The 17362-nt window shown below is 68.3% G+C and carries 16 protein-coding genes, 1 tRNA gene and 1 pseudogene; 10 read left to right on the forward strand and 8 right to left on the reverse strand.

From position 1 onward, the window contains the following. Positions 1-3 precede the first annotated feature (3 nt). The 4 genes from ACWEOI_RS06600 to ACWEOI_RS06615 all read right to left on the reverse strand — a co-directional run bounded on the left by ACWEOI_RS06600 (position 4) and on the right by ACWEOI_RS06615 (position 3647). Positions 4-732 (reverse strand): methyltransferase domain-containing protein, encoded by a 729-nt coding sequence (locus ACWEOI_RS06600; RefSeq protein ID WP_433669204.1) that lies wholly within the window; start codon positions 730-732, stop codon positions 4-6. A 104-nt stretch (positions 733-836) separates the two neighbouring features. Beyond that, a complete protein-coding gene (locus ACWEOI_RS06605; RefSeq protein ID WP_433669202.1) occupies positions 837-1943 on the reverse strand; it encodes a DUF4185 domain-containing protein in 1107 nt (368 codons plus the stop codon). A 156-nt stretch (positions 1944-2099) separates the two neighbouring features. Then, on the reverse strand, positions 2100-2858 hold the full coding sequence (locus ACWEOI_RS06610; RefSeq protein WP_433669200.1) for a crotonase/enoyl-CoA hydratase family protein: 759 nt from the start codon (positions 2856-2858) through the stop codon (positions 2100-2102). A 9-nt stretch (positions 2859-2867) separates the two neighbouring features. Beyond that, positions 2868-3647 carry an alpha/beta fold hydrolase gene (locus tag ACWEOI_RS06615; RefSeq protein WP_452359111.1) on the reverse strand — a complete coding sequence of 260 codons (780 nt, stop codon included), beginning with the start codon at positions 3645-3647 and terminating at the stop codon, positions 2868-2870. A 98-nt stretch (positions 3648-3745) separates the two neighbouring features. On the opposite strand from ACWEOI_RS06615, the gene ACWEOI_RS06620 reads away from it, so the two are divergent. The 4 genes from ACWEOI_RS06620 to ACWEOI_RS06635 all read left to right on the forward strand — a co-directional run bounded on the left by ACWEOI_RS06620 (position 3746) and on the right by ACWEOI_RS06635 (position 5249). Beyond that, a complete protein-coding gene (locus ACWEOI_RS06620) occupies positions 3746-3970 on the forward strand; it encodes a hypothetical protein (RefSeq protein ID WP_357274466.1) in 225 nt (74 codons plus the stop codon). Continuing rightward, positions 3957-4253 carry a hypothetical protein gene (locus ACWEOI_RS06625; RefSeq protein ID WP_452359112.1) on the forward strand — a complete coding sequence of 99 codons (297 nt, stop codon included), beginning with the start codon at positions 3957-3959 and terminating at the stop codon, positions 4251-4253. Before ACWEOI_RS06620 ends, ACWEOI_RS06625 begins: the two co-directional genes overlap by 14 nt. Positions 4254-4285: 32 nt before the next feature. Next, complete coding sequence (locus ACWEOI_RS06630) at positions 4286-4648, forward strand: hypothetical protein (protein WP_433669196.1); 363 nt, start codon at positions 4286-4288, stop codon at positions 4646-4648. Positions 4649-4787: 139 nt separating this feature from the next. Then, complete coding sequence (locus tag ACWEOI_RS06635; protein ID WP_452359113.1) at positions 4788-5249, forward strand: hypothetical protein; 462 nt, start codon at positions 4788-4790, stop codon at positions 5247-5249. 51 nt (positions 5250-5300) lie between these two features. Here ACWEOI_RS06635 and ACWEOI_RS06640 read toward each other — a convergent pair. Continuing rightward, positions 5301-5371, reverse strand: a tRNA-Gly gene (locus tag ACWEOI_RS06640). Between the two features lie 299 nt (positions 5372-5670). Here ACWEOI_RS06640 and ctaD point away from each other — a divergent pair. From ctaD to ACWEOI_RS06655, 3 genes are all read left to right on the forward strand, one after another. Next, positions 5671-7422, forward strand: coding sequence for an aa3-type cytochrome oxidase subunit I (ctaD, locus tag ACWEOI_RS06645; RefSeq protein ID WP_452359114.1), 1752 nt, complete (start codon positions 5671-5673; stop codon positions 7420-7422). A gap of 15 nt (positions 7423-7437) precedes the next feature. Then, entirely contained in the window at positions 7438-8010 is a 573-nt protein-coding gene (dcd, locus tag ACWEOI_RS06650) for a dCTP deaminase (protein WP_404205173.1), read from the forward strand. A gap of 204 nt (positions 8011-8214) precedes the next feature. Continuing rightward, positions 8215-9624 (forward strand): Hsp70 family protein, encoded by a 1410-nt coding sequence (locus ACWEOI_RS06655; protein ID WP_452359115.1) that lies wholly within the window; start codon positions 8215-8217, stop codon positions 9622-9624. An 88-nt stretch (positions 9625-9712) separates the two neighbouring features. Here the strand turns inward: ACWEOI_RS06655 and ACWEOI_RS06660 are convergent, their stop codons facing one another. Further along, the gene (locus tag ACWEOI_RS06660; protein WP_433669190.1) at positions 9713-10162 is read right to left on the reverse strand and encodes a hypothetical protein; all 450 of its coding nucleotides are present in this window, start codon (positions 10160-10162) and stop codon (positions 9713-9715) included. 256 nt (positions 10163-10418) lie between these two features. Here ACWEOI_RS06660 and ACWEOI_RS06665 point away from each other — a divergent pair, with 256 nt between their 5' ends. From ACWEOI_RS06665 to ACWEOI_RS06675, 3 genes and pseudogenes are all read left to right on the forward strand, one after another. Beyond that, positions 10419-11777 (forward strand): XRE family transcriptional regulator, encoded by a 1359-nt coding sequence (locus ACWEOI_RS06665; protein WP_452359116.1) that lies wholly within the window; start codon positions 10419-10421, stop codon positions 11775-11777. Between the two features lie 28 nt (positions 11778-11805). Beyond that, positions 11806-13065 carry an aminotransferase class I/II-fold pyridoxal phosphate-dependent enzyme gene (locus tag ACWEOI_RS06670; RefSeq protein WP_433673513.1) on the forward strand — a complete coding sequence of 420 codons (1260 nt, stop codon included), beginning with the start codon at positions 11806-11808 and terminating at the stop codon, positions 13063-13065. Positions 13066-13503: 438 nt separating this feature from the next. Further along, a pseudogene (locus ACWEOI_RS06675) lies at positions 13504-14793 on the forward strand (YibE/F family protein); the annotation flags it as partial. A 580-nt stretch (positions 14794-15373) separates the two neighbouring features. Here ACWEOI_RS06675 and ACWEOI_RS06680 read toward each other — a convergent pair. Further along, positions 15374-16213 carry a lytic polysaccharide monooxygenase gene (locus tag ACWEOI_RS06680; protein WP_452359117.1) on the reverse strand — a complete coding sequence of 280 codons (840 nt, stop codon included), beginning with the start codon at positions 16211-16213 and terminating at the stop codon, positions 15374-15376. A gap of 226 nt (positions 16214-16439) precedes the next feature. Next, positions 16440-17201 (reverse strand): copper homeostasis protein CutC, encoded by a 762-nt coding sequence (locus ACWEOI_RS06685; RefSeq protein WP_433669184.1) that lies wholly within the window; start codon positions 17199-17201, stop codon positions 16440-16442. Positions 17202-17362: the final 161 nt, after the last annotated feature.

Raw genomic sequence — 17362 nt, forward strand, 5'->3', positions numbered from 1 at the left:
CCGTCAGAACATGTCCAGCGCCGGAGGCTGGGGAACCTCGAGTGCCCGCGGCGCGTCCGGATCCTCGACCGCCGGGCGGGTGGCGACCACCAGGGCGTCGATGGCGTCGCGGTCCTCGGTGGGCCGGTGCACGCGGTCGGCGATCTGGACGCGAATGGCCGGTTCGGCGGAGGCGAGATCGGCGATGATGTCGGCCGGGGTGAAGGTGAGGGCCGGATCCTGTTCGCCGCCATAGCCTTCGGCCAGATTGAGAGTGTCGTTGCCGATGACCAGCAGGGTGCCCTCGGGGGAGAGCATCCCGGCCGCGCGCAGCAGCAGGATGCGCCGGTCCTCGGGTGGCAGGTGCAGGAAGGCGACCAGGATCAGTTCGTAGGGACCCGTGATGCCCGCGCGGTCCAGATCGGTGACATTGCCGTGCACCCAGTGGATGCGCCCGCGCACCGAGCGGGAGAGCCGGGCGGCGACGGTACGACCCTTGTCGATGCCGGTCTGGGAGAAGTCGACGGCGTCGACCTGCCAGCCGTGGGTGGCGAGCCAGAGCGCGTTGCGGCCCTCACCGCAGCCCAGGTCGAGTACTCGCGGCAGCTCGGGCCGGCCCTCGCCGATCCCGTGCCCGCCGACCGGCACCCGGCGTTCCAGCCCGAAGACCTGCTCGACCACCGTGGCGTTCGGGGGCGCGCCCCACACCAGTTCGGTGGCGGAGTAGTGCTCGTCCCATGCGGCGGCATCCATGGGAACGAGTCTAGAAGTTGTGCCCGCCGACGAAAGCCGCCCGCGAACGGGGGCGTTCGCGGGCGGCGGGTCGAGCGGGGCGGAGTCCCGGGAGTCGGGTTCCGCTAGAGCGTCGTATGCATCAGCAGCACGTTGTACTGGCTGTGGACGGTGGTGAGGAAGTACAGGTCACGCCCGGTCTGGTACGGGAAGATGTAGGGCGCGTACGCGGTCGGCAGTTCGCGGGTGTCGATGAGCACCGACGGCGGGCTCCACGGCCCCTCCGGGCTCGGCGAGGTGTACATGACCACCGAGTTCCACGGGTCCGTGGTCAGCATGATGTATTGCCCGAGGTAGTCGTTCCACATCACCGACATCTCGGAGACGCCGCCGCCCACCACCGGCTGCGCGGCGTTGACGTCCTTCTGCCACCGGCCGCCGTCCCAGTACTCGTAGGCGCCGAGATCGGTGGCGGCGCCCTCCGGGACGCGAGCCACGTAGGCCGGGTGGTTGCGCCCGGAGTCGGTGCCGAAGTTGTAGAGGAAGCCGCCGCGCTTGACGAAGGCGTTCATCTGGAAGTTGGAGTTGCCGCCGTCGTCGGCGCGGCGGGTGGCCGGCAGTTCGACCCAGTTCTCGCCGTTGTCGCCGGAGACCGCCAGGCTGGAGTAGTTGGTGGTCCACTGGCCGACGTCGTCCCAGCTCTTCACCGACATCAGGCTCATGATCTGGGTGCCGCCGACCGAGATGGCCGCGGTGGGGATGCGGCTGATCTCGATGAAGGGGATCTTGGGGCTGGGGATCAGGTCGCGGGCCTGGCCGAAGATGTCCCGCACCACGGAGTCGAAGTAGACGCCGTTGGACGGGTCCTGGGTGTGCGAGCGGACCAGGATGTTGGAGCGCCAGGCCCAGGTGCTGCCGACCAGCAGGTTCGGCAGGCCCAGACCGGCGGTGTCACCGAAGGCGGTCAGCATTTCGCCGTTGCCGTTGTCCCACATGATGCCCAGGTCGGTGCCGAGCACGTTGTAGGCCTGGGTGTTGTTCGGGCTCGCCATGCCGGTGACCTGGAAGACGGCCTTGGTCCGGCCCGGTAGCTGTGGCAAACCGTTGGTTCCGTTGAGCACGGGAATCGGATTGATGGCGTTGGGGTTCGCTGCGGCCGGTGATGTCATCGCCAGGAGCAAGGCCGTGGCACCGGCCACAGCGGACAGCAGCAGCGGAGCGGTCTTGGTCAATTGCGTGCGTCCTCCGGGTCTCGCCGAATAATGCGCGGACCAAACGGTATGTGGCGGACCGCACAATGCGTTCGACTCGTTGGCAAAGTGTGAAAATGCTAACAGTGATCGCGAGTCGATCGTGACTGCACGCCAGTGTGTTTGCCGTGAATTGGCTTACTTTCCATTCCTATCACGTCCGAGGGCCTGTCGGACGATAAGAGGCAGCTGGGTGGCGCGTTCGATGGACAGAGTCCGGCGCACCGAAGTTTGCCAGGTGCGGTCGAACATTCTCTTCGCGGCCGCCACCGCGTGCGGGGAGCGCGCCGCGATCCGATCGGCCAGCTTCTCGGCGGCCGCGCGCGGGTCCGCCGACACCTCGGTGACCAGACCGATGCGCTCGGCGTAGGCGGCGTCGACCGGGTCGGCGGTCATGGTCAGCAGCAGCGCCTGATCGATGCCGATGAGCCGCGACAGCGTGGCCGCGCCGGTCATGTCGGGGATCAGGCCGTGCTTGGCCTCCATCACCGAGAATTCCGAATCCGGTGTGACGAACCGGAAATCGGCCGCCAGCGCGAGCTGCAGTCCGCCGCCGTAGCAACGACCGTGCACCACCGCGATCACCGGCTGCGGCAGCCGCCGCCACGCCCAGCACGCCTCCTGGAAGGTGTTGGTGCCGCGCCACGGCAGTGGGACGAAGTTGCGGACCACGTCGAGCGGGTTGCCCATCGCCTTGGCGACGTCCAGCCCGGAGCTGAAACTGGGCCCGTTGCCGGTCAGGATGACCGCGCGCACGTCCGGGCGCTTGCCGATCACGCCCGCCACCCGGACCAGCTCGTTGAGCATGTCGATGGTCAGGCCGTTGTGCTTGTCCGGTCGATCCAGGGCCACGTACGCCCGGTCGCCGGCGATGGTCAGGGAAACGTTGTGGCTCACGGTCATTCCTTATCCGAGCTGGTCCAGGAGCAGTCGCGCACAGCCGGCCGGATCGTCGGAGAACGGCGTGTGGCCGCTGCCGTGCAGGGTGACGTGCCGCGCACCGGGCAGCAGCGCACGGGCGCGGCGGGCCTGGGTGGCGTACGTGAGCAGAATGTCACGATTGCCCCAGGCGATGGTGACCGGGACATCGGCCAGCGCGCCCGGTTCGGGGAGCCGGAAGTTCGTGAAGGAGGCCAGCGCGGGATCGAAGCCCGCCGCGCCGAGCAGGCCCTCGACGGTCTCCATCGACATCCGGGTGTCGAGCTGCCAGGGCTTGCCGAACACCAGGCCGAGGATCGCGGACCGGCCCACGGTGTTGCCGAGCACGGTGGGCACGGCCGGGCGCGCCGCGGTGAGCAGTTGTTTCGCCCGCCCGAGCGCCTGCTGGCACCAGATCCGGCCGGACGTGTCCCAGTAGCCGATGGGGGAGAAGGCGGTGGCCGAGCGGGCCAGGCCGCGCGCGGCCAGGTCCAGGACGATGCCGCCGCCCATGGAATTGCCCGCCAGATGCGGCTGTTCGAGCCCCTCGGCGGCGAGGAATGCGGCCAGCGCGTCGGCCAGGGTGGTGACGGTGGTGTCGGCCAGCGGCTCGCTGCCGCCGAAGCCGGGCAGGTCCACGGCGATCACGTCGAAGGACGCGGCGAGCGTGCCGATGATCGGCTCCCATACCTCCCAGCGGCTGCCGACGCCGTGCACCAGCACGAGCGGTTCGCCGCTGCCGGTCCGGTAATGGTTCAACGTGGTCATCTGTCACTCCCCAGGCCGCGATCGCTGATGCCACCCTACAGTTGTTGACGTGTCGCCAACAGGCTGGAAAACGGGCCCCCGGCGGTACGATAAAAGGTATGGCAACCCGGAAAGTGACCCTGTCGCTGGACGAGGCCGCCTGGTCCTATGCCCAGGACGCCGCCGCCCGCGCGGGCATGTCGCCGTCGGCGTGGATCTCCCGCGCCGCGCGTCGCGAAGCCGTGCGGCTGGGGTGCGGCCCGGCATCGGATCCGGTCGACCTCGCCGCCGCCGACGAGGCGGAAATGCTGGCCGCCGAGAAGGAGCTGCGTGCGCAGGGGTGAACTCTGGGTCTACCACCCGCACGGCACCACCCGTACCCGCACCATCGTTCTCATCTCCAGCGACGGCATCAACGAGTCGCCGCGGCCCTGGCTGATCGCGGCCGAGGTCGAGGCCGCCGATCCGCAGGACATCCTCGCGGTCCCGATTCCGGGCCACGGCTGGGTGCACGCCGGCAATCTGGGCCGCATCTATCGCGGCTGGCTGGCCGACCGGGTCGCCGAGGTGGACGCCGAGACGGCCGAGCGAATCGATACAGCGCTGCGCGCCGCGATGGATCTGTGAGAAGGTGCCAGGCGTATTTCTCCCATCGAATCATGAGAGTCGAGGCACCGGTGCGTCTTTCTCTGAGCGGCACAGGCCTGATGGCTGCCGCGCTCGTCGCCCTTCCCCTGCTGGCCGGCTGCGGCGGCGGCGACAAGCCCGCCGACGTCAGCCAGGCGGACGTCTCCAAGGCGTTGCAGGACGGCGGCCTCAAGGACGCGAAGCTCGCCGACTGCGCCGCCAAAGTCTATGTGGATCAGGGTATTTCGCAGGACGGCCTGCGCATCATGATCAAGAATGACGCCAAGTCCGCGGCCGCAACCGATCCGGAGTCGCTCGGTATGAGCAAGGAGGACGCGGAGAAGGCGCGCACGGCCACCAACAAGATCGTGACCGACTGCCTCAAGCAGCAGTAGCGGGTGGCTCCCCGGCGGCTCCGGCCGCCAGGGGCCTTGGCGGCCTGAGGTTTCCGCGCCGCCCTTGTTAACTCTCCGGTGCCGGTGTGCAATTTCTGAATCGACCGGGATCGACCCGGCATCCGGGAGGGATCACACCATGCGGAAATCCGTCGTCGTGGTGGCGCTGCTCGCGCTGCCCCTACTGTCCGCCTGCGCCAACAGCCAGCAGGCGGCCACGCCCACTCCCACGCCCGCGGGTGTGCCGACCTCCGTGGCGCCGACCAGCGGGTCCGGCCTGCCCACCACCCTCCCGTCCGGTCTGCCCACGCTCCCCTCCGGGGTGACCCTCCCGTCCTCGATCGCGGCGACGCCGGGCGCGGTCGGCGCGCTGACCGCCGCCGAGGTCTCGAAAGCCTTGCAGGACAAGGGCAAAATCAGCCAGCAGACCGCCGACTGTGTGGCCGGGATCTACATCCAGGAAGGCCTGTCGGACAGCGGCATCCAGAAGATCATCGAGAGTGCCAACGGCACCAACCCCACCAAGGTGAGCCTCGGCACCGAGGATCTGCTCAAGGCGGGCAAGGCCGGCAAGCGGATCGCCACCGAATGCACCAAGTAGGGCCCTGACATGCGAGAAGCCCCGCCCGAATCGGGCGGGGCTTCTCGTGAGAGCCGGTGACGGGAATCGAACCCGCAATTCGACCTTGGGAAGGTAGCGTGTTGCCACTACACCACACCGGCACGGTCCTGCTTGCGCACGCGACTCTATCAGACCACTTCTCCGCCGGTGCAAATTCGCGGGCCCGGGCCGCCGGGGTTTCGAGGCGGTGGGGTGCGGGGCCCGAGACCCGATCTATCGCCCGTGTCGGCGCGACGCGCCGAAGATCGCGTAGCTCTTTCGCCGAAGCACCGAGTTCCGCGCGCGGCCGGTCCTACACTGGCCCGCAGGGTCGAAAACCCGTCCACCACTGGAAGTTTGGATGCGCTGAACGTTAGCTGGCGCTGGTTCGGTGCTCCTGCTCGGCGGTCGAGGAGGACGTATGACCGCGGTGCCCGCTCGTGAGGTTCCCGAGCTCGAACCCGTGCGGCCGTTTCCACGTCGGATGAACCCGCAGGGCTCATACCTGTGGAAGGCCATCACCACCACCGATCCCAAGATGCTCGGGAACATGTATCTGTTCACGGCCATGGCGTTCTTCCTGATCGGCGGCCTGATGGCGCTGCTGATGCGGGCGGAGCTGGCCCGGCCGGGCATGCAGTTCCTGACCCCGGAACAGTTCAATCAGCTGTTCACCATGCACGGCACCATCATGCTGCTGTTCTACGCGACCCCGATCGTGTTCGGCTTCGCCAACGCGGTGCTGCCGCTGCAGATCGGCGCGCCGGACGTGGCGTTCCCGCGGTTGAACGCGCTCAGCTACTGGCTGTACCTGTTCGGGGCGCTCATGGCGACCGCCGGATTCATCACCCCCGGCGGTGCGGCCGACTTCGGCTGGACCGCCTACACCCCGCTCAGCCTGGCCGAACACGCGCCGGGCATAGGCGCGGACCTGTGGATCATGGGTGTGGCGGTGTCCGGTGTCGGCACCATCCTGGGCGGCGTCAATATGGTCACCACGATCGTGTGCCTGCGCTGCCCGGGCATGACCATGTGGCGGATGCCCATCTTCACCTGGAACATCCTGGTCACCAGTGTGCTTGTGCTGCTGGCGTTTCCGATTCTGACCGCCGCGCTGATGGGGCTGGAGTTCGATCGGCACCTGGGCGGGCACGTCTTCGACTCGGCCAATGGCGGGGCCATCCTCTACCAGCATCTGTTCTGGTTCTTCGGGCATCCCGAGGTCTATATCGTCGCGCTGCCGTTCTTCGGGATCGTGACCGAGATCTTCCCGGTGTTCAGCCGCAAGCCGCTGTTCGGCTACACCACCCTGGTGTACGCGACGCTGGCCATCGGCGCGCTGTCGATCGCGGTGTGGGCGCATCACATGTACGCGACGGGATCGGTGCTGCTGCCGTTCTTCTCGTTCATGACGTTCCTGATCGCGGTGCCGACGGGGGTGAAGTTCTTCAACTGGATCGGCACCATGTGGCGCGGCCAGCTCACCTTCGAGACACCCATGCTGTTCTCGGTCGGCTTCCTGGTCACGTTCCTGTTCGGCGGGCTGTCGGGCGTCATCCTGGCCTCGCCGCCGCTGGACTTCCACGTGTCGGACTCGTATTTCGTTGTGGCGCACTTCCATTACGTGCTGTTCGGGACCATCGTGTTCGCCACCTTCGCGGGCATCTACTTCTGGTTCCCCAAGATGACCGGGCGGATGCTCGACGAACGGCTCGGCAAGCTGCACTTCTGGACCACGTTCCTCGGCTTCCACACCACCTTCCTGGTGCAGCACTGGCTGGGGAACGAGGGCATGCCGCGGCGCTACGCGGACTACCTGCCCAGCGACGGATTCACCACGCTCAACACCATTTCCACCGTCGGCTCGTTCATCCTCGGGTTTTCGATGATCACGTTCGTCTGGAACGTCTTCAAGTCCTACCGCTACGGCGAACTGGCCACCGTGGACGACCCGTGGGGTTACGGCAACTCCCTGGAGTGGGCCACCACCTGCCCGCCGCCCCGGCACAACTTCTACGAGCTGCCCCGCATCCGCTCCGAACGCCCCGCCTTCGAGCTGCACTACCCGCACATGGTGCCGCGGATGCGCGCGGAGGCCCACGCCACCTGGGGTCTGCGCAAGCCGAAGCGGGTCATCGAGGCCGGGCCAGTCGACTCGCCGACCGATCATTGACATACGCTCTTGCGCGTGCTGCTTTCAGATCGCGACATCCGCAAGGAAATCGCCAATGGACGTCTCGGGCTCGACCCGTTCGACGAGAAGCTGGTGCAGCCGTCGAGCATCGATGTGCGGCTGGACAGCTTGTTCCGGGTGTTCAACAACACCCGCTACACCCATATCGACCCGGCGCAGCGGCAGGACGAGCTGACCTCGCTGGTCGAGCCCGCCGAGGGCGAGCCGTTCGTGCTGCACCCGGGTGAGTTCGTGCTCGGCTCCACGCTCGAGGTGTGCTCGCTGCCCGACGATCTGGCCGGGCGGCTGGAGGGCAAGTCCAGCCTGGGCCGGCTCGGGCTGCTGACCCACTCGACCGCCGGGTTCATCGATCCGGGGTTCAGCGGGCACATCACCCTGGAACTGTCGAATGTCGCGAACCTGCCGATCACGCTGTGGCCGGGGATGAAGATCGGCCAGCTGTGCCTGTTCCGGCTGACCAGTCCGGCCGAGCACCCGTACGGCAGCGCCACCGTGGGCTCCAAGTACCAGGGGCAGCGCGGGCCGACGCCGTCGAAGGCCTACCTGAACTTCGCCTCCCGGCAGTGAGCCACGACCCCGGCGCGCGTGAGTTGCGTTACGGGGTAGCCGGTTCGGCCGGGCGTCCGGCGGAAATCGGCCGCTGCCTGGACAGTTGACCGTCATGGAATGGCGCTATTACGCCGTCCGGTGGGCGGGTTCGCCGGGTGTACGGATGGCCCGGCACGTCGTAAGGTGGCGACGACAGGTAGGTGTGAACGAGATGGGCTGGCGATGAGTTCGGTGCTGGGAGTGTCGGTGGGGGCGGGCGCGGTTCGCGTCGCACGTCCGTACACCGGTGATTCCACCGAGCCCACCAGGAATTTCGCCGTGCCGCCCGCGCCCGGATACGGCCGGGCCCGTAGCGGATTCGACGGTCCCCCCGACGCGTTCGACGTGCAGGCCGTTCCGGTCGGCGAACGCCGGGTCGACGAGCTGGTCGCCGACGCGGTCGGAGCGGTGCTGGCCGCCGACTCGCGGATCAGCGCCACCGCCATCGCCTATCGCGACGAGAACCACGCGCGCGCCATCCGCGCCGAGCTGGCCCGCCGGCAGTTCACCAACTACGAGCTGGTGCCGGATGTGGTGGCGGCGCTGGAGTTCCTCGAATACTCCGGTGAGCTGCAGGGTTTCGGCACCGTCGCGCTCTACGACCTAGGTGCGTCCGGTCTGTCCGTGACGGTGGTCGACATCGGCACCCGCCAGGTCTGCTTCACCGAGCGCACCAGCGACATCAGCGGCGACTATCTGGACGCGCTCATCCGCGAACAGCAGATCGCCTCCGGGCGCATCGCCCATCCGCCGGATCACACCGGCCTCACCGCCCTGGACAAGCTGTGCCGCGAGGCCAAGGAACAGCTCTCCGGCAGCAGTGCGGTGGCTCTGCCCTCCACCGAGGGGCTGGTCCTGCTGTCGCAGGAGAACTTCGAGGCCCTCATCATGCTGGCCGTCGAATCCTCCGCGCGCATGACCCGCGATGTCATCCTGCGCTCCGAGCAGCCCGTGCAGGCCGTCGCCCTGCTCGGCGGGTGCGCCCAGATTCCGCTGGTGGCAAGGGTTCTGCGGCGCTGGCTGGGCGTCCCGGTGATCGTGCCCGCCGCGCCCGAGACGGTGGTGACCCGCGGCGCCGCCATGCTGGCCCGCCCGGTCATGCCGCGCCCGGCCCCCGCCCCGTTCCCGGCCGCGCCGCGCGAGGAGATCGCGCCGCGGCCCGCCGAGCCCGCCCCGGCCCAGCTCCTGATCCCCGGCACGACCGACGGTCCGGGCCGCCGCCGCGAGCTGAGCTTCGCCGGTGTCGCCGTGGGCGCGCTGGTCGTGGTGGCCGCCATCGGCATCACCCTGGGCTGGGGAACCCAAGTGCTGAGCCACGATTCGCAGCGCCCGGACGCGGTCACCAGCTCGGTCCCGACCAGCACCACCCGCCCGAGCGAACCGGCCACCGTCGCCCCGAGCACCACCGACGCCACCAACGAGGCGCTGGCCGGTCCGCCGCAGCCGCAGAACACGACCACCACCACCGAGGCCCCCACCACCACGGTCGGCCCCAACACCATCACCCTCATCCCCGGCCTCCCGCCGGTGATCGTTCCCACCCTGCCCCCGCTCTTCCCGCCCGCCCCGGCCCAGGGGCAACAAGCGCGCTGACACGCCGAGCCCGCCCCGTCGACTGCCAGAGAAGGGGCGGACCCGGTGGTTCCGGCGCGGATCGCGCCGGTGCGAGGAAAGGCTGCGTTCAATCCTCGCTTCCCGGTCCCACCGCCAGAGCTGTCGTGATGATCGCCGACAGGGGTGGGAGTTTGGCGTCTCGGGCGGGCGGGCGCACCCAGTGGCAGCCCTCGCGGGTCCAGCGGCCGAGGCCGGTGGGGAGCATGACCGCGCTGCCGACCGTCGGAATGCCGATGTCGAGGCGGTCCAGGACCTCCATGATCTGGGCGCCGGGGCGTGAATCCGGTTCGGCCAGAAAGCTCCAGCGAATCTGGCGTGCCAGCATGGGGCCATCGGTCCGGCGCTGTTGCAGTGCGCTGCGGACCCTTTCGGCTCGGGCGACCGGTAGGTGCACGACCGCGACCTGCGCGGTGACGGGGAGCATGACGAATCCGCCGCGCTCGGTGACCGGCAGCCCGAACTCGTGCCGGTAGTAGGAAACCCAGTCGTCGACTGTTCTGAGCTTGTCCGCGTTCACTTCCCCGCCTCCTTCCCCTGGTCACCAGGGTCGCGCGCCGGAGGCGGATGGGAAAACGCCCGCACACCCGCCTTCCACTGCCTTTCCGCCGCCACTGTCGCGGCTACGTATAAAGCCTGGTACCAGCTAGGTTTCGGCTGTGGCCGCGGCCACTTTCCGCTCGTACCCTGGAGTTCGGAGTTCGTTCGGAAGGGATGGCACCGTGGTACGGCACTGGTCAGGCAAAGAGGCCCGTGCCCTCCGTGATGCCAAACGCATGAGCATCAGGGAGTTCGCCGCCCACCTGGGCGTCCACGAACGACTGGTCTCGAAATGGGAGGCGGGGGGCGATCGGGTGCATCCCCGCCCCATCAATCAGGCCGCCCTCGATACATCCCTTGCCAGGTCCGACGATGTGGTGCGGGCACGGTTCGCGGCCTTGATCGACCAGCCCTCGAGTGGCCCCGCCGTTCCCGGTTTCGATGTGCGCCAAGGCGGTTCCGAGCTGTGGAGCGGCATGCCGGCGCAGGCCAGTTATTCCAGCGACGCGGAACTGCTGGCACTCGTCGACACGGGTGCGATGAGGGGCGATGCGTTAGCGGCGATTTCGGAGAGGGACTTGATCATGGCGGCTGCCCATGAAGCCAGCGAGCACGCCGGCCGGGCCGAGGGCACCAATGTGGGTGCCACCCTGCTGGAACAGCTCGATGCCGATGTCACGCGCATCGCCAACGACTACGTGCACATGCCTCCGGTGCCGATGATGGTGGAGATGTTGCGGGTCCGGCGGCGTGTGTACCGGTTGCTGGAAGGCCATCAGCGGCCGTCGGATACGGCGCATCTGTATCTGTTGGCGGGCACTTTGTCCGGCCTGCTGGCGAATGCCAGTACGGATCTGGGCTATTTCGACGCGGCCGGTGAACAGGCCAGGGCCGCATGGGCTTACGCCGAGCTGTGCGAGCACAATCCGCTGCGCGCCTGGACTCGCGGCATGCAGGCGCTCATCGAGTACCGCTCCGAACGCCCGCGCCGCGCGGTGTTGCTGGCCCAGAGCGGCCAGCGCTACACCGAATCCGCGACCTCGAAGGTGCGGCTGCTGAACATCGAGGCCCGCATCTGGTCGCGGCTGGGCAGCGCCGCCGACACCGAACGCTGCATCCGCGCCGCCGACGAGGCCCGCGACGGTGAATCCAGCGACACCCTGCACGACGACGTCGGCGGCGTCTTCGGCTTCGACCAGCCCAAGAGCCATTACTACGCGGGCGCCACCTACATCCATCTCGGCCAGGCCGAACCCGCGCTGGACGCCACCCGGCGCGCCATCGACCTGTATGTGAACGGCCCCACCGACAAGCGCTCCTACGGCGCGGAGTCGCTGGCCCGGGTCGACAACGCCGCCGCCCACCTGATCAACGGCAGCCTCGACGGCGCCGCCGCGGCCCTCGAACCGGTGCTCGAGTTGGACGAGGACAAACGCATCGCCCAATTGGAGGAACGCCTGTCCGTCCTCCGTCAGCGCCTCGCCAGCCCCGAGTTCCGCGACGCCGGAGAGTCGCGCGACCTGGATGAAAGGATCGAGGACTTCTGCGGCTCCACCGCCGCCCGCAGCGTGTTGCCGCCCGATACCTCGCGGTGAAAAAAGCTGGTTGCGGGCTAATGGCACCATTGACGGGGTGAGCCCTCAGAGTCACCTACCGCATCGGTCCCCGCGCAGGCTGGAGCAGTCCACCAAGCTCCAGAACGTTCTCTATGAGATCCGGGGGCCGGTACACGCGCATGCGGCGCGGTTGGAGGCCGAGGGTCATCGCATCCTCAAGCTGAACATCGGCAATCCCGCCCCGTTCGGGTTCGACGCGCCTGACGTGATCATGCGCGACATGATCGCGGCGCTGCCGTACGCGCAGGGCTACAGCGAGTCGAAGGGCATCCTGTCCGCTCGCCGGGCCATCTTCACCCGCTACGAGGTGGTGCCGGGCTTCCCGGAATTCGATGTGGACGACGTCTATCTGGGCAATGGCGTCTCCGAGCTGATCACCATCGTCATGCAGGCGCTGCTCGACAATGGCGACGAGGTGCTCATCCCCGCGCCGGACTATCCGCTGTGGACGGCGATGACCTCGCTGGCGGGCGGCACCCCGGTGCACTATCTGTGCGACGAGTCCAACGGCTGGCAGCCCGACATCGCCGACATGGAATCCAAGATCACCGACAAGACCAAGGCGATTGTCGTGATCAACCCGAACAACCCCACCGGCGCGGTGTACTCCGCCGAGGTGCTGCAGCAGGTGGTGGACCTGGCCCGCAAGCATCAGCTGCTGCTGCTGGCCGACGAGATCTACGACAAGATCCTCTACGACGACGCCAAGCACGTGTCGCTGGCGACGCTGGCCCCCGACCTGCTGTGCCTCACCTTCAATGGCCTGTCCAAGGCCTACCGGGTGGCGGGCTACCGCTCGGGCTGGCTGGTCATCACCGGTCCGAAGGATCACGCGGGCGGCTTCCTGGAGGGCATCGACCTGCTGGCCTCCACCCGCCTGTGCCCGAATGTGCCCGCGCAGCATGCCATTCAGGTGGCGCTGGGCGGACATCAGAGCATCGACGATCTGGTGCTGCCGGGCGGGCGGCTGCTGGAGCAGCGGGATGTGGCCTGGCAGAAGCTGAACACGATTCCGGGCGTGTCGTGCGTGAAGCCGGAGGGCGCGCTGTACGCGTTCCCGCGGCTGGATCCGGAAGTCCATGAGATCCACGACGATTCGAAGCTGGTGCTGGATCTGCTGCTGCAGGAGAAGATCCTGATGGTGCAGGGCACCGGCTTCAACTGGCCGCACCACGACCACCTGCGCATCGTGACGCTCCCGTGGGCGCGGGATCTGTCGGTCGCCATCGAACGCTTCGGCAACTTCCTGTCCAGCTACCGCCAATAACTTCCGGGCGGAAATAGCTACCGGTAGGGTTCATGGGTATCCCGTGAGCCCTACCGACCTGCGTCTATACGGTTTTGTCCGGGAGCGGACACCCTCCCTCGCGCGGTGTGGCACAGGTGGGACTCTGGCTAAAACAAACCGCTGGTACGAAAAAGTTGGGTTTTTAGAGACTTAGCTAGCGCAAAGAACCGTCTTTTGTGTACAGTGGGCCTCGGCACTTCGAGTGCCCGGCCGGACCGCCTACCCCCCCTGGGCCGTCCGGCCCTGGTTAGTCGGCCTACCCCCCCTGGGCCGCTGACCCCGGGCGGCGGAGACATCCCCCTGCTCTCCGCCGCCCCCTAAAAAATTCTCGCGATCGCGACCGCCTCACCTGGCTCACCTGGCGAAATGCCGAGACCTCTCAGCATGTCAAAAATCGTTTTCGTTTAGGCTCTCCGCGTGAGCGATCACCATCACCACCATCACGACCACTCGGGACCCATCGCGATCGGAGCCAATGCGGCCAAGGTCGTGATCGGACTGCTCGCGTTGATCGGCGTGGCGGTCGTGGCCGGGCTGATCTGGCTCTGGCCCAGCGCTCAGCACATCGACATCCCCCTGCCCATGCAGAACGGCGGCGGCGGTGCGGTGCAGACCGAGGCCGGCACGGTGATCAAGCAGGACATCGGCCCCTGCGGCAGCCCCTCCAACGGCCGGGTCTTCAGCGACGAACCGCAGGCCCCGCGCGCCAACGGCTACTCCTGCCAGCGCAGCATCGTCACCATCGACTCCGGGCCCAGCCAGGGTGAGAAGACGCTCTTCGAGATCGCGCCCGGGCCCGGGCAACCCGATCTGCGCGCCGGCGACAAGATCCGCATCGTGCGCCAAGTGGATCCGAAGGCGGATCCCAAGGCCGACCCCAGCCTGGTCACCACCTACTCTTTCGACGACTACGCGCGCGGACTGCCGCTGACCATCATCGGCATCGTGTTCGCCGTCGTCATCATCGCGGTCGCGCGGTGGCGCGGACTGCGCGCGCTGCTCGGACTGGTGGTCGCCTTCGGCGTCCTGGTGGTGTTCCTGCTGCCCGCGCTGCTGGACGGAAAGCCCGCCATCCCCACGGCACTCGTCGCGGGCGCGGTGATCCTGTACGCGGTGCTGTATCTCGCGCACGGGGTGAACTTGCGCACCAGTTCGGCGCTGCTGGGCACGCTGTCGGCGATGGTGCTGGCGGCCGTATTGTCCTGGGCGGCACTGAAGATCACCCATCTGACCGGGTTCTCCGAAGAGCAGAACACCAATGTCGCCACCTATCTGCAGCATGTGAGCATCACCGGGCTGCTGCTCGCCGGGTTCATCATCGGCTCGCTGGGTGTGCTCAACGACGTCACCATCACCCAGGCGTCCGCGGCCTTCGAATTGGCGGCGCTGGACGAGAAGTCCACGCGGCGCGGAATTTTCGCGGCCGCCATGCGGGTCGGGCGCGACCATATCGCCAGTACCGTCTACACCCTGGTGCTCGCCTACGCCGGTGGCGCGCTGCCGCTGCTGATGCTGTTCAGCGTGGCGGGGCGGTCCATGCGCGACGTGCTGACCGGCGACGCGGTGGGCATCGAGATCGCGCGCTCCGCGGTCGGCGGTATCGCGCTGGCGCTGTCGGTGCCGCTGACCACCGCCATCGCGGTGCTGCTGGCGCGGCCGCCGGGCACGGTGCGCGCGGTCGCGGCCGCGGGCGGCAATCGGCCGCGGAGTGGTGGGCCGCAACGGAATACGCCCCGGCGACCCGGTGGACCGGCGGGCGGACCGCGCACCGGCGGACAGCCCACGGCGCGGCGCGGCGGCGATCCGAACGCACCGCGCTCGGGTTCGCAGTTCGTGGTGCGGCTCGGACCGGATACCGACAACCCGCGCACCGGGCCACAGCCGGCGCCGCCGCGCCAGGCGCCCGCCGAATCCGGGGACGGGGAGCCGACCGTGCCGAGAACCAGTGTGGTGCAACCGGGCCCGACTCCGGTCGAGCCCGCGCCGCCGCCGCAGCAGTCGTGGTTCGACGGTGGGGCGCCGCCGCAGGAGCCGCGATACACCACGTCGTCCTGGTTCCATCCCGACGAGCCGTGGTCGGAGCCGGGTGTGCGGAACCCGGGGCCGCCGCCCGAACCGCCGCGCGGCGGACGGCATTCGCGGCCCGACTCCTGATCGACCGGACTTCTCGACGAAAGATAGTGTGAGGGGCGTGTTTCCGAGGAAACACGCCCCTCTCCCATTCCGCGAGTCCTCTCCGGGTTCGGATTCGGCGGTCACCGAACCCCTCACTCGCGGCGCGGGGGTTCTAGAGCGCCTGCCAGAGGGCGGGCGCGGCCATCGGCGTCCAGCCCGGGTCGTACACGGTGTGCGCCTGCAGGCAGCGGTAGCGCTTGCCGCTGTAGGTGACGACATCGCCCACCGCGTAGTGCTCGCCGACCGTCCACGCGCCCGCGCTCGGCTGCGCCGTGGTGGTGGCCGGGGGCTGGTGGCTGTGGGTGGTGCTGGGCGGCGGCTGGTGACTGTGCGTCGTGGTCGGCACCGTCGAGGTGGTGGCCGGCGGCGTCGTGGTCGGCGGCTTCGTGGTCGTGGTGACGGGAGGCTTTGTGGTGGTGGGTGTTCCGCCGCCGCTCCCGATCTGGAGGTCGACGCAGGAGTAGAAGGCGTTGGCGGTGTCGCCGATGTTCCAGACCGCCAGCAGTTTCTGGCGGCCGCTGTACTTGCTCAGGTCCACGGTGTGGCTGACGCCCTCCTGGGGCGGGGGATTGTTGCCGCCGTCGAAGACCGCGACCCGGGCGCCGCCGATGAAGTACTCCCAGTTCAGGGTGCGGTGCAGGGCGGTGAACGTCCAGGTGAAAGTCACTGTGCTGCCGACGGATTGCACCTTCCACGGCTTGCTGTCGTCATCCAGTTCCGGGAAGCGGGAGTTGCCGCCGCTGCATTTGTCCGAGCCCTTGGGCGCTTCCACGCTCTGCGGCTCGTATTGGATGTCGCCGCAGGGCAATAGACCTTTCGCGCACTGGGCCTGGCGGCTGAGCGGTGACGCCACGTAGCCGTGGGCGCCGGCCGGGGCGGCGGGCAGGACGGCGACGAGCAGCGGTGCGATGCCGGCGGCCCCGAGCAGGGACAGACTTCTTCTAGCTATCAACGTGAAACCCCTAGAGAGAGTGGGGCAGCGGAGGCCGGCGTGCTGTCCCGTGACGGATCTGTACTGTGATCCAGACCACTTTGTAGCAAGAGCGTGCCCAAAAAGATATGACCCGGCAACGCTTTGGTCAAGCGTCCTATCTCAGATGACCGAATTATCCTTTTGTGCAGCAAACTTCAGGGGTGTCACAGCAAACTTGTTGGATCGCAGGGGAGTTCGCGTCCGGCTAGACGGCCGTCCTCGCCGCCTCGCACAACGCCGCGACACCGTCGGCGTCCGTGGCGAAATGGTCGAAACCGCTCGGCACCCCGAACTCGGCGAAAGTGACCTCGGTGTCGGACTGCGGGCGGCCGGGCACCGGAATGCGCACGGCCGCATGCAGATCCCGCGTGCCGGTCAGCTCGATCACCCGCCGGGCATTGTCGGCGCGCAGGCCGCCGCAGGCCATCACGTCGATGCGGCCGTCGGACAGGCTCACCATGCGCGCGATCAGGGACGCGCCGTCCAGCACGGACTCCTGGCGACCGGAGGTGAGCAGCCGGGTGAAACCCAGTTCCAGCAGCTGGTCGAAACCCGCGTAGGGATCGGCGCACACGTCGAACGCCCGGTGGAAGGTGACCTCCAGCTCGTCGGCGGCGGCCAGCAGTTCGGTATTGGCGGCCGGATCGACGTGGCCGTCCTCGTCGAGCACGCCGACCACCACGCCGTGCGCGCCCGCCGCGCGGACCCGCTCGACATCGGCGCGCATGAGCGCCACCTCGTCGGGGGTGTAGCGGAAATCGCCGGGGCGCGGCCGGATCAGCACGTGCACCTGGGTGTGCCCGGCCGCGGCCACGGCCGCCTCGATGAGCGCGGGACCCGGCGTGAGCCCGCCGACCGTCAGGCCCGAACACAACTCCACGCGCGCCGCCCCCGCCTGTTCGGCGATCCGGACCCCGCCCAGAGACTCCACCCCGATCTCGACCCGCACCGCCCGCGCATCCGTCATACCTTGCAGTATGGCGAACTCCCGCCGAGTTTGTTGCCCGAGATTAGCCGCTGGGCGGTGAACGCCTCGTGAACCGGGCCACACCGTGACCGGAAACGACGAGGGCGGCGCTACCGATTCGGTAGCGCCGCCCTGGTCAATCAGGTTCGGCAGCCCGGTGT

The sequence above is a fragment of the Nocardia sp. NPDC004340 genome, assembly GCF_053602575.1.